The organism is Exiguobacterium sp. SRB7LM, assembly GCF_015712685.1.
GTDB classification, from domain to species: Bacteria; Bacillota; Bacilli; order Exiguobacteriales; family Exiguobacteriaceae; genus Exiguobacterium; species Exiguobacterium profundum.
On record NZ_VWVR01000006.1, the window covers coordinates 2,310,532 to 2,322,578 of the forward strand.

The 12,047-nt window shown below is 46.7% G+C and carries 13 protein-coding genes; all 13 read right to left on the minus strand.

Going from position 1 to position 12,047, the window contains the following annotated elements:
• Positions 1–5 precede the first annotated feature (5 nt).
• Entirely contained in the window at positions 6–812 is an 807-nt protein-coding gene (locus tag F3H97_RS12680; RefSeq protein WP_196431568.1) for a hypothetical protein, read from the minus strand.
• The gene (locus tag F3H97_RS12685) at positions 809–1,489 is read right to left on the minus strand and encodes an ATP-binding cassette domain-containing protein (protein ID WP_015880825.1); all 681 of its coding nucleotides are present in this window, start codon (positions 1,487–1,489) and stop codon (positions 809–811) included. Before F3H97_RS12685 ends, F3H97_RS12680 begins: the two co-directional genes overlap by 4 nt.
• Positions 1,467–1,859 carry a GntR family transcriptional regulator gene (locus F3H97_RS12690; protein ID WP_074037745.1) on the minus strand — a complete coding sequence of 131 codons (393 nt, stop codon included), beginning with the start codon at positions 1,857–1,859 and terminating at the stop codon, positions 1,467–1,469. Before F3H97_RS12690 ends, F3H97_RS12685 begins: the two co-directional genes overlap by 23 nt.
• A gap of 139 nt (positions 1,860–1,998) precedes the next feature.
• Positions 1,999–2,589 carry a kinase gene (locus F3H97_RS12695; protein WP_196431569.1) on the minus strand — a complete coding sequence of 197 codons (591 nt, stop codon included), beginning with the start codon at positions 2,587–2,589 and terminating at the stop codon, positions 1,999–2,001.
• 52 nt (positions 2,590–2,641) lie between these two features.
• Positions 2,642–4,327, minus strand: coding sequence for a b(o/a)3-type cytochrome-c oxidase subunit 1 (locus tag F3H97_RS12700; RefSeq protein ID WP_074037747.1), 1,686 nt, complete (start codon positions 4,325–4,327; stop codon positions 2,642–2,644).
• Complete coding sequence (locus tag F3H97_RS12705; RefSeq protein ID WP_015880821.1) at positions 4,328–4,798, minus strand: cytochrome c oxidase subunit II; 471 nt, start codon at positions 4,796–4,798, stop codon at positions 4,328–4,330. It abuts the gene before it with no gap.
• Between the two features lie 24 nt (positions 4,799–4,822).
• On the minus strand, positions 4,823–4,942 hold the full coding sequence (locus F3H97_RS12710; RefSeq protein WP_224863290.1) for a cytochrome c oxidase subunit 2A: 120 nt from the start codon (positions 4,940–4,942) through the stop codon (positions 4,823–4,825).
• Positions 4,943–5,120: 178 nt separating this feature from the next.
• Entirely contained in the window at positions 5,121–5,831 is a 711-nt protein-coding gene (locus F3H97_RS12715) for a Crp/Fnr family transcriptional regulator (protein WP_196431570.1), read from the minus strand.
• Positions 5,832–5,984: 153 nt separating this feature from the next.
• Positions 5,985–7,370 (minus strand): aldehyde dehydrogenase, encoded by a 1,386-nt coding sequence (locus F3H97_RS12720; RefSeq protein ID WP_196431571.1) that lies wholly within the window; start codon positions 7,368–7,370, stop codon positions 5,985–5,987.
• 151 nt (positions 7,371–7,521) lie between these two features.
• The gene (locus tag F3H97_RS12725) at positions 7,522–8,667 is read right to left on the minus strand and encodes an MFS transporter (RefSeq protein ID WP_196431572.1); all 1,146 of its coding nucleotides are present in this window, start codon (positions 8,665–8,667) and stop codon (positions 7,522–7,524) included.
• Between the two features lie 121 nt (positions 8,668–8,788).
• Positions 8,789–9,502: a purine-nucleoside phosphorylase gene (gene deoD, locus F3H97_RS12730; protein ID WP_015880817.1), complete on the minus strand. Its 714-nt coding sequence runs from the start codon at positions 9,500–9,502 to the stop codon at positions 8,789–8,791.
• A gap of 15 nt (positions 9,503–9,517) precedes the next feature.
• Positions 9,518–10,228 carry a response regulator transcription factor gene (locus F3H97_RS12735; RefSeq protein ID WP_196431573.1) on the minus strand — a complete coding sequence of 237 codons (711 nt, stop codon included), beginning with the start codon at positions 10,226–10,228 and terminating at the stop codon, positions 9,518–9,520.
• Positions 10,225–11,982, minus strand: a complete 1,758-nt coding sequence (locus F3H97_RS12740; protein WP_196431574.1) for a sensor histidine kinase — start codon at positions 11,980–11,982, stop codon at positions 10,225–10,227. The genes F3H97_RS12735 and F3H97_RS12740 overlap by 4 nt, the downstream gene beginning before the upstream one ends.
• Positions 11,983–12,047: the final 65 nt, after the last annotated feature.

Consider the following 12,047-nt stretch of genomic DNA (forward strand, 5'->3'; position numbering starts at 1 on the left):
TCACCTCACACATTCAGTTTCGTCTGTAAAAATCTTCGACCTAGCCAAATCGTCACACTTGTCCATACGACCAATACCATACCGACGTACACGATCGTCTCATCATAAATCAGTCGATTTGACAGGAACGCGTATCCTAAAATTGGAATGGTCAAGATGACAACTAGGATTGACAAGCTAAGTACCGGTGACCACATCGTCCGTTGCCATAAACTCCGTTCAATCAACACGAATGCGAAGATGAAGAGCACAGCAATCGTGATTATCAATTGATGAATGATGAAGTTGATGAGTGAAGAAGGATACATAACCATTAACATCCCATGGTAGGAAATAGCTTGCTCGAATGAGCCTCCCATGGGTATCATCTTTCCATCAAACCAACTCGTGAACGCTATGTACTGCAATTTGAGGGCAATCCATTCGATGGCAAATAACCCTAACGTCATCATTAAAATGGTAGCGAGTTTAGCGAAGAACAATGTCATCCGTTTTTGTGGCATCGTGAGCAGTCGCATCATGAACGTCCCTCGTCCTTGAAAATCGCGATACCAGATCCATACGCTGTACAGCAACACGGCAGCAACGGCAATTCCGAGTGATAAAAGATAAGGAGTGCCATTTAAGTAATTTAAAAATGATAGTTGATAGTCCGCATTTCCTTCACGTCGCAACTGTTCATAAAAGTTTGTTTCGTCCCATAAAAAGTAACCGAGATATCCAAACTGTATAACGATAAGACCTGCGACTAATGTCAAGAACGGTTTCGTGACACGTTCAACTTCCCAACTCAATAGTTTCAATAGATTCATGCCCCGTACTCCTCTCTCATCACATCGACGATCGACTTCCCGTGAATAAAACGGACATCCTCGACGTCAAACTCTCGAACGATGCGTCCGTTATTCAACATGACTGCCTTGTCGATCAAGTACTCGATATCCTCTATTTCATGTGTCGTAATGAGGACGCCCCGGTTCTCCATGATTTCACTTGAGAACAGTTCAACAATCTGTTCTTTCGAAAAGACATCGATTCCTGAGAACGGCTCATCGAGCAATAGATAATCCGGGTCTTGGGCAATGCCGAGCGCAAGATTCGCTTTGGCGAGCGTCCCTTTCGATAACTCGCTCAACTTATCTTCCGGGAATAATTTAAAATCTTCGACGAGACGAGCAAATAATGCCGAATCAAATGTCGGATAGAAATCTTTCATAAACGCTTCACATTGCTCAATCGTGAAATGAATTGGGAACATCGCATGGTCGGCGACAAAGGCGACACGATTCAAATCAATTGGTTTTCCATCAATCAATACCGAACCTTTATCGAAAGGTGTCAATCCCATGATGCCTTTCAATAACGTTGATTTCCCCGTCCCGTTCAGCCCGATCAGGCACGTGATTTCCCCTTTATTCGCTGTGAACGAAACGTCTTCAATAACTTGTTTCCGGCGATAGCGCTTTTTAACTCCCAACACTTCGATCATCGTACGTCCCCTCCTTGTACTGTCGTTTAATCTTATCGACCAGCTCGTCTACCGAGACGTCGAGTTCTTGAATCGCTTCCACAAATACCGCGACCGCGTCATCTACAATCTCAGAGCGGATTTGTGCCAATACCGTACCATCTGTCGTTACACGACTCGGTCGATTTCGTTCGGTCGTAATCAATTGTTGGTCCTCCATTTCTTTGAACGCTTTTTGAACGGTGTTCGGATTAATTTTTAAATCGTTCGCTAGTTCTCGCCGGGATGGCATTTCATCCCCGGCTTTCAGTTTACCGAGTGCCATCTTCTTCTTGAAGTAGTCGACGACTTGTAGGTAAACTGGTGTCCTCGTATTGAATTGCATGTTCATCACCTTTCTAAGTGTATGACATGGTTAATACACTTTCTAACTGTATTATTAGCGTAATACACTAAGACGTCAATCATTTTTTCAAATTTTCTCCAAACAAAAAACATCTGACACGTGCGTCAGATGTTAAAACGTTCAGTCAGAGCACGCTATCTGCCCCTCTTTTCGGGTCGACGTCCCGAAGATACAAATCTTCCCCAGGCCAGTACCGGCGCTTGTATTTCTCAAGCCGTGCTGTCGGATCACCGAGGTATGTATCCCGGTTCAATACTCGCTCGTACCGAACTTTTCGGGGACAGTCGAGATAAATCACATAGTCGAAATAAGAACGCCATTCAGGACGTTGTAGAAAAATCCCTTCTACGACAACCGTATGCGCAAATGATACGTCCACGATCTCTTCTGCGATGATATCTCGCTCATACACGTAACGAGGTAACGTCAATTCCGTCATCCCATTCCTCAATGGACGAAACAGTTCACGTTCTAAGCGCGAGACGTCCCATTGAAGTGCGTAATACTCCACCGGTTCAGGCTGTCCGGTCTCATAGCGTCTGTCCCGTTCAACGATATAGTCATCGATGTGAAGAACGTAAATACTCGGCTCATTGCTTAAATGTGAGACGAGCGTCGTCTTGCCCGCTCCGCTCAGTCCATCAATCGCTACCACAAACGGTCGATTCTCTGAGTGCATCGAACGCGCCGCACGGATGACGTCTAATATGTTCATATCGTTCCTCCTCACACAAAAGAAGTCAGCTCACGAATGAGCTGACTTCAGTTTACCAGAGTACCCAACCACGCGCTCCTGGAGGCGCACTCTCAATCAAGTGCCAGATTGGAACGGTGTATGCAAATGCGATCAAGACAAATGTCACGGTAATCCATAGCTTCCAATTCTCGAAGTAACGCGGTGTATCCATCGCCGCCTCTTCTGTTTCAGCGAGCGGGAATTCTTCTTCGCCTTTTGGAGCGAGGAATGACAAGTTGAACATCGAGTAGACGAAGATGAGAACAGAGATGAACAAAATCGTTCCCCCGATTGCCATCATGACATGATATGGGATCCATTCACGCGTCAATGCATCTGAGAAATAAGTTGCCGGACCCGTACGACGTGGATTCCCGTTCAATCCTGAGATATGCATTGCATAGGACATGATCGCCATACCGAACGCCCATGTTCCTGCTTGAATCAATCCAAGCTTGTTCATCGCCTTCGTCAACGTGCGACCGCGTAGGACTGGGACGAGCCAGTACGCTGTTCCGAAGAAGGTTAAGGCGACGGCAGTACCTACTGTGATGTGGAAGTGTCCTGTGACCCAAAGCGTATTGTGGACCATTGCATTCAATTGGTGCGAAGCGTTGATGATTCCACCTGCGCCAGCCGGGATGAAGAACAACATCCCAACGAAAGGAGCAAGGAAGCGAACATCGCCATATGGCATTTTCTTCACCCATCCGAACAGTCCTTTCGCGCCAAGGGCACGACCACGAAGTTCAAACGTCGCAAAGAGCGAGAATGCTGTCATAAATGATGGGATGACGACTAAGAACGTCAAGATGACTTGAACGAATTTCCAGAACGGTTCAATCCCTGGCTCTGTCAACTGATGGTGGAAACCGACCGGGAATGAGAAGAGTAAGAACAGCAAGAACGCCATCCGCGCCAACGCATCCGAGAAGATCTTCCCACCAATCACTTTCGGTACGACCGTATACCACACGATGTATGCCGGCATGAGCCAGAAATAAACGAGCGGGTGACCGAAGTACCAGAACAATGTACGAGATAACTCGATTCCGACTGTATCCGTCCACCCTAACGAGAGCGGAAGTAGTTGGAATAAAATCGTTGCTGCAACACCAAGTGTCGCAATGTCCCAAAGAAGCATCGTCATGATACTCATATACGCCGGAAGTGGTGGATGAATACCAGGGTTGTCACGCTTGTAATCCGCATACATGCGGAACATCGCGAAAGACGACAACCATGTCCCGACTACGAATAACACGAGTCCGACATAGAAGAGCGGATCTGCCATGAGCGGCGCATAAAACGTATATAAGACCGTCCCTTTATTGGCCAAAATCATGACGGTTACCATGACAGCACCGATGATCATCGTCCAAAAACCGAGCCAAGCGACACGTGTCGGGAACGATTCAAAACGACCGAACGACTTCGCCAATAAGGCATATAAAAGACCGATAATGAACATCGTCGTAAAGACGATTCCAAGCATGATCCCGTGCGCAGTCAGAAGTTGATAGTATCCAAAAATTTCAGGAATGACACCCGTCCGAATCAATGTCTGAGTCAATCCAGCTAGCGCCCCAATCAAGATGGCGAGAACGGATACGAGAACATGTCCGTAGGCAAGACGCGCCTCTTTTGCTCCGATACTTGGAACCGGTACGCCGCGCTCCATCTCCCATTGCTTCAGTTTAGATGATACGTCATTCATTTATTCCACCACCTTGATTTTAGTCGACATCATGTGATGCCCTGTACCGCAATATTCGTTACACAAGATTAAAAATTCGCCAGCTTCCTCGAATGTGTACGTCAACGAGTTGATATGTCCCGGGACGATCATCATGTTGACCGGCGTACCCGTCAACTGAAATCCGTGGACGACGTCAGGTGATGTCACGAGGAACGTCACTTTTGCCCCTTTTGGAATTTCAACATTCCCTGGTGTGAACGTAAACGCTTGTGCGATCATGACGAGCTCGTATTCATTTTCACCAATTTGATGAAGTCCTGGTTTGTCGAACGGAGCCGTCTGATTTACTTTTGCCGGGTCAATCAAGTCTGCATCCGATGCGGGTTGATTACCTGCCGCGAATGCGGATACCCCGAGAACAGTCAGGAAGACTGCGAGTAGAATGATGCCGAATGTAAGCCAATATTTTTCTAGTTTATGAATATGCATGATGAGACCCTCCTCCCTGAATTCTTATCGAGTGACGAATAAGTAAAAGACTGATGACCACATGGCGATGATGACACCCGCCACGATCATGACCGATGTGAACGTTCCTTTTAAATTCGGTTCTTGTCCATCTTTATGTTCCACGTGTAAGACCCCTTTCGCTTGTTTTTCCACCTTTATTGTATGCAATCGCTCTGGTGATAATATGTGATATTTATCACTCCAAAAGTGACAATCACATCAATTTTGCGTAGTTTCAACACATAAAGTTCACATTTGTACAAAACCAATCCACAAAAAAACCGCCTCCACATGGGGCGGTTTACAAACGACATATTCCTGCCGGGCAGCCTTCGCAATGGCATAACTCTTTTAAAAAGTCGACATCGCGAATGATGATTGATTTCGTTGTTGTGCTGATGACTCCTTCTTTTCGCCACTGACTGATCAATCGGTTCACCGTCTCACGCGGTGCTCCAATCAGTTGTCCGAGTTCTCCGTCAGACGGATGACGAGGAATCACGATTGCACCTTCTTCCTCCACTCCATGCATCGCGGCCATTCGAAGTAACGTCGAAGCCAATGCACCAGGTTTTCCATACAACAATAAGTCGCGCACTTTCATTTCGGAATGCTTACGCATCATTGATGTCCAGCGCAAGATTTCTCCGGCAAAACGGATATCGCGCTGCATGAGCGATTCTAACTCTCGTTTTGAAATCGTCCCGATGGTACTCTCTTCAGTCGTTTCGATGCTATACGAACTAGGGAATGTCTCCACGATGTCAAACTCACCAAAGAAATCATCCGATCCATACATGAACATGACGAGTGGATTTCCCTTTTTCGTGATTTTCGTGAATTTGACAGATCCACTCTTCAAATAAAAGAACTTATCACACTTCTCACCTTCCCAACACACGATACTCGCTTTTGGATGATGTTGAAGCGTCATCATTTCGAGTAACAGCTGTTTCGTTTCATCTGAGAATACAAAACTGTTCGGTTGGGTCGTTCCACATTGCATTGACATAGGTCGGTGCTCCCTCCACGTTTCATTCGTCCGTTCCATTTATGACTTTATTATACAGGAGTGTGACAGGGAGTATCATAAAAGTATGTGACATTTCAAACAATCTTTTGAAAATAAAAAGATTCGGGTATGACCCCGAATCTTTACATCGATTCATCGTTGAATCAGTCGAATCAATTGTTCAGCCGGTTTGAAGTTCGGATACCGGACTGGTAAATCAAATTTTGTCGTATTTCTTAAAATAGACTTCGCGTGGCTGAATGTCTCAAAACTCGTTCGCCCATGATAGGCCCCCATTCCGCTCTCGCCCACTCCACCAAACGGTAGATTTGGGTTCGTCAAATGCATGATGACATCGTTCACACACCCGCCACCGAAGGAAAGGTGCTTCATGACGGTTCTTTCCACGTCCTTTGACTCTGTAAAGAGATAGAGCGCCAATGGGTGTGGTCGGTCTGAGATGAACTCGATCACTTCATCCAATTGACGATATGGAATGACTGGTAAAATCGGACCGAAAATCTCATCTTTCATCACATCAGCATCTTCATGAAGATTCGTCATGACGGTCGGCGCAATTTTAAGCTCATCCCGGTTCATCTCTCCACCGAACACAAGGTCACCTTCTGTCAAATAGTGAGCCAAACGGTCGAAGTGTGATTCATTGACGATGCGCGTGTATCGTTTCGTGCCGACACCATTCCCAAACATCGCAAACGCTTCTTGTTTAATCGCTTCTAAAAATGCTTCTTGTTGCGATTCGTGGACGAGCACATAGTCTGGTGCGACACATGTTTGACCGGCGTTCATCCATTTACCCCAGGCGACACGTTTTGCCGCAATGGAGACGTTCGCATCTCCGTGAACGATGACTGGTGATTTCCCACCTAGTTCGAGCGTGACTGGCGTCAGATGCTTCGCTGCCGCCTGATTGACGATTCGCCCGACTTGCGTCGATCCCGTGAAGAAGATGTAATCCCATTTTTGTGCCAACAGCTCTTGCGCTGTATCTTTATCCCCTTCGACACTTGCCACATATCGATCGGTGAAGGCACGCTCGAGCACCTGCGTCAGGACACGCGCAACATTCGGCGTCAATTCTGAAGGTTTGACAACAGCTGTATTCCCTGCGGCAATCGCACCAATGAGCGGAGCAACAGCCAATTGGAATGGATAATTCCATGGAGCGATGATCAACACCGTGCCGTACGGCTCATATTGAATCTCACTCTTCATCCCAAGATGAATCGCCGTCCCACGGACACGCTTCGGACGCATCCACCGCTTCAATTCACGCGTCGTTCGTGAAATTTCATCGTAAATAAATCCGATTTCCGTCGTATACGCATCCAATTCGGACTTGTTCAAATCTTCGCGAAGCGCCTCTAGCAAATCCGCTTCATAATGCTTAATGGACTCCTTTAAAAACGTCAGCATGCTCAAACGAAATGCCATCGATTTTGTCGCCTGTGTTTTAAAGAAGCGGCGCTGTTTCTGGACTAGCTCGTCAATCGTCAACTGCTCAATCGGTGCCAGCATGAACTTTCCTCCTTATGATTCATCACATTTATCTCATTTTATCATCGTGTGAAACGCGAATCTAAAAAAACGCTTTCATCAACCTACTATAATACAAAGCGTTTAAATGTTTAAACGCTTAATCATATAGTAAGCGATTGCTTCCCTCGTGTCAAAACATCCGTACTCTTTTTCGCGCGCTGATCAGAAAGAGCAGGCTTGCGCTCCCTAAAATCAAGCCGGTCAGTGTGAACTGCTGGACGATCGAGAGTGGAAGAACACTTAAGAATGATGACCCCGCTACCGTTCCGAGAGAGAAAAAGGCATAAAACGCCCCGTATGCTTTCCCTCGATTTTGTGGAGAGGTCGATTGGATCAACAACGTATTAATGGCCGGGAATAAAATGGCAAACCCGACACCATATAAGGCAAGTACCCCATATAGGCTAGTTTGTACACCCGATTGTCCAATTAACACCTGGCTTATCCCGATGATAGCCACCCCAAGTGCGGTCAACTTTGTCGGAGAGAATCGATCAAACAATCGGTTCGTCGGCAATAAAAAGAACAGGACGGCTACCACGCCGAACATACTGAGCAATGTCCCGCTCAATCGTGAATCATATCCAAGTTCCTGCACATGGAGCGGCAGTAAAAAGGCGAGCGCCCCTTGAGAAAACATGAGGAAAAAAGCGCCCCAATAGGCACGAAGCACTTTCGGATCCGGTTTTTCCCGTGTCCTCTCTTTTTCTATTATTGTCTCGACCGTTTGACTTCCTCGCATTGTCACAATCGTCACGATGAGAATCACCCAACCGAATAAAGAGACGAATAAAAAGACAGTTGGTGGCGATGTGATGCTTGCGACGATACCGCTGAATGCTGGACCGATAATGGCAGCTAACCCGACGAAACTACCGGTAATGGCGACTTTCTTACCTTGACGGTTCATCGCGGTGACGTTCGCCGACAGCGTAAATGCAGCCGGGACGATGAGTCCGGCCATAAAGCCATGAATACACCGTACAAACAGCAACATAAATGCTGAGTCGACGAACTGATAAGCCAATAAACTGAAGCTCGTCAGAAACAAGCCGAGAACCAAAACCCGATATGGACCATTTCTGTCAGTCCATATACCAGATAACATATTTCCAAACGTGTTCGTCAACGAATAGATTGCAATGGAAAAGCCAGCGATAAACGAGGATGCCCCAACGGATACCGCAAATGTGCTCATGATCGGAAGTTGGGCGAATAAATCAAAAAAGGCAAAGAATACGATTGCATATAATATAAAACGTGATGGAGTTTTCATCGGACAATTCCTCTTTCCCGTGATCTTATTCTTAGTCTAGCTGGAGCTCCACCCGTTTCATAGGGATGAATAGGTTTAGACACAAAAAATCCCTACAGCCAAAGGCTATAGGGAAAATCGCTTAGTTTGTTACTTCGACGGCTGTGTCGAGAGCGACACGAATCATTTCATCAAACGTCGACTGACGCTCTTCTGAAGTCGTCTCTTCACCCGTCAACAAGTGGTCAGAGATCGTGAGGATCGTCAACGCGTTCACTTTATGTTTCGCTGCAAGCGTGTAAAGACCTGCTGCTTCCATCTCGATCGCGAGGCAACCGAAGTCCGCCCATTTCTTGAAGTGATGGAAATCATCTTGATAGAATTGGTCAGCCGTGAAGATTTGTCCGACTTTGACCGGGATACCTGCTTTTTCTGCATTCATATACGCACGATGTAGGAGGTCGAACGTCGCTGTTGGCGCATAGTCCATTCCGTTGAAACGAACACGGTTTTGTCCCATTTCACTTGATGCGCTCATCGCGATAACAACGTCACGTACTTTAACATCTTCTTGAATTCCGCCCGCTGTTCCGACACGGATCAAGTTTTTAGCACCGTACGACATGATGAGTTCATTCACGTAAATCGACATCGATGGGACACCCATCCCTGTACCTTGCACTGAGATGCGTTTTCCTTTGTATGTTCCCGTGAAGCCGTACATGCCACGAACTTCGTTATATAATTCGACGTCTTCTAAAAACGTTTCCGCGATATACTTGGCGCGAAGCGGATCCCCTGGAAGTAATACCGTTTCTGCAATTTGTCCTTCTTGAGCTCCAATGTGTACACTCATGTTTGAATTCCTCCTTTAAGCTTGTCGTTGAACTTGTTCCCGAAATTCGTTCGGAGTAACACCGACTTGTTTTTTAAAGACCTTTCGGAAATATTTGTCGTCCGAAAAGCCGACTGCTTGGGCGACTTCATAGATACGCTGTCTACTCGTTTCTAACAGGCGCTTTGCTTCATTCATCCGAATTGTCAACACGTACTCAGATAGATTCACGCCATATTGTTGTTTAAATCGTCGTGAGATATACTCCCGACTTAAGTAAAACCGTTCACTCATTCCTTGCAAACTCAGCTCTTCCGCAAAGTGCTGTTCAATGTACGTACCAATTTGGGCAATCGGATCCTCACTCGAATCCGTCATCACGCCCGCTAACGCCCGTGACAACGTATCGTTTAGTACATCCGGGTCGATCGGCTTCAACAGATAATCAAAGCTCCCGTACTGGATGGCCCGGCGCATGTACGAATATTCATCGTAACCTGTCAACACAACGAGCTTAGAGGATGAAGCGTGGTCGTGTACCCACTCCATCAGCTCGATTCCATCACAATGTGGCATTTGAATATCCGATAGAATTAAAGCCGGTCGCTCCTGCTCGATGAGCGCCTTTGCCTCAAGTCCGTTCTTCGCCTCGAGTACGGCCTTCACACCGAACCGTTCCCATTCGCCGAGTAATTTTACCGCTTCCCTTACTGGAGATTCATCATCTACAATCAACACTTTCGTCATGATGCCACCCCTTCATCCGTTGCCGGGAAACGCATCATGATTCGAAAACCGCCTGTTTCAGGTGTAGCCAACATAAATTCTGCCTCCCGATTATAGTTTAACATGAGTCGATCACGAATGTTTCGTAATCCTGTGCCCTCTGTGTCATAAAATGTCGAGTCCCCTTGTTCAATACGTGACATGACCCGTTCCCATTCTTCCGTCGTCAAGGAACGTCCGCTGTTCTCACAGCGAATCACGAGTGTCGCCCCTTCCATCCAGACCATCACGTCAAATCGATTCGCTAAAGCCGAGCCGTCTCGCTCGAACCCATGTTTGAAAAAGTTCTCTGCGAGCGGCTGTAAAATCATCTTTGGAACAATCAGTTCATGGAGGTCCTCAGGGACTGAGACGCTCACTTGAAACTGATTTGGAAAACGAACGTCTTGCAGGCGAATGTATGAGTTCAAATGCTCGATTTCTTTCTTTAGCGTGACCATCGACTCTTCTGGATGCATCGTATATCGCATCATCGAAGAGAGTTGTGTGATCAATCGATAGACTGTTTTGCCATCTCCCTTTAAAGCCAGTGTGCCGATCGACTGTAACGCATTGAATAAGAAGTGCGGATTAGTTTGCGCCTGTAAGGCACGTAGTTCATTCGTTCGGTTCTCTAAGGCAAGCTTATACTCCCGTTGAATCAGATCGTCGATTCGCTCAATCATCCGCTTGAACTGTCTCCCGAGTACGCCGAACTCATCATTTCCGAGGGAATCGAACGAGACCGTCATATCGCCTTGCTCAATTCGCCAAATGTTCGAGGTCAACGTTTTAATCGGAGTCGTCAGTTTCATCGAGGCGTACGTGGCGCCAATCAATGCCAGAATGAGTGAGATGATTCCGACTAACAAAATAATGAACGATGTTCGTGAAGCCGGCTCGGTCAAGAGCTGATCTGGAATCGACTTCCCGACATAGAATTGCTGATGGTCGAACTCAAACGTTCTCGTGATTTGATGATGGTTTCCATCGGTCGAGAGCGATCTCGGTTGAAACGACGAGGGAATCTCGCCATCTCCAAGATGGGCGAACACACGATTGTCCTCACCAACGAACCAAAGACTTTCCTCCGGACTATTTTGAAGAGAAGCCAACTGTCCGATGAACAGATCTTCCGGGATATCGAGCGACAGAATCGCGAGCGGTTCGTCCGTTTCAATTTTATCGAGTCTGAAATGGAGGGTGACGACATCTTCTTGTGTCATGATTGGTCCGAAATCATGATACGGGATGAGCGGATGTGATGCTTCAAGTAGGATGCGACTTTTCGGATTATTCAACAACTGTCGTTGGACAGCGCTCGGTTCTTTTTTGGAACGCGGTGATACTTTCATTTTATACGCTGCGAATGAATCCATGTCTTCAAGCATCAACAGCTGAATTTGCGCCACGTCTTCCCGGGACAAATACATTGCGAGGAGCGCTCGTCGCACTTCAATCTCCGTTTCTCTTAACGACAGTCCCGGTCCGTATTCCAGTATGTCCAATACGTCACGATCCGCGTATAGGCTAGTCGGCAAGCGACTCAAGTCAGAGATATAGCGTTCCATCTGACGTGTCCCCCGTTCAAGCGACCATTCCGTCATTTCAAGACCGCGTTCACGTTCTCGATCCTCCACATACCAAAATGAAATGAATGTCGCGATAATGACTGGCACGATGATGGTTAATGCAATCATTCCTGTTAACTTTGTCCGAATGCTATTCACCGACATCCCCCCTACCCCATGAGTATATCATGCGTTATGCAAACGTTTGCAAGAATCATAAAAAAGAATCC

What these genes read in the sequence shown, in the direction of transcription:
- F3H97_RS12725 (WP_196431572.1), bottom strand. Translation starts at nt 8,667, where the DNA reads ATGAAAACTCCATCACGTTTTATATTATATGCAATCGTATTCTTTGCC.
- deoD (WP_015880817.1), bottom strand. Translation starts at nt 9,502, where the DNA reads ATGAGTGTACACATTGGAGCTCAAGAAGGACAAATTGCAGAAACGGTA.
- F3H97_RS12680 (WP_196431568.1), bottom strand. Translation starts at nt 812, where the DNA reads ATGAATCTATTGAAACTATTGAGTTGGGAAGTTGAACGTGTCACGAAA.
- F3H97_RS12685 (WP_015880825.1), bottom strand. Translation starts at nt 1,489, where the DNA reads ATGATCGAAGTGTTGGGAGTTAAAAAGCGCTATCGCCGGAAACAAGTT.
- F3H97_RS12735 (WP_196431573.1), bottom strand. Translation starts at nt 10,228, where the DNA reads ATGACGAAAGTGTTGATTGTAGATGATGAATCTCCAGTAAGGGAAGCG.
- F3H97_RS12695 (WP_196431569.1), bottom strand. Translation starts at nt 2,589, where the DNA reads ATGAACATATTAGACGTCATCCGTGCGGCGCGTTCGATGCACTCAGAG.
- F3H97_RS12740 (WP_196431574.1), bottom strand. Translation starts at nt 11,982, where the DNA reads ATGTCGGTGAATAGCATTCGGACAAAGTTAACAGGAATGATTGCATTA.
- F3H97_RS12715 (WP_196431570.1), bottom strand. Translation starts at nt 5,831, where the DNA reads ATGTCAATGCAATGTGGAACGACCCAACCGAACAGTTTTGTATTCTCA.
- F3H97_RS12700 (WP_074037747.1), bottom strand. Translation starts at nt 4,327, where the DNA reads ATGAATGACGTATCATCTAAACTGAAGCAATGGGAGATGGAGCGCGGC.
- F3H97_RS12705 (WP_015880821.1), bottom strand. Translation starts at nt 4,798, where the DNA reads ATGCATATTCATAAACTAGAAAAATATTGGCTTACATTCGGCATCATT.
- F3H97_RS12690 (WP_074037745.1), bottom strand. Translation starts at nt 1,859, where the DNA reads ATGAACATGCAATTCAATACGAGGACACCAGTTTACCTACAAGTCGTC.
- F3H97_RS12720 (WP_196431571.1), bottom strand. Translation starts at nt 7,370, where the DNA reads ATGCTGGCACCGATTGAGCAGTTGACGATTGACGAGCTAGTCCAGAAA.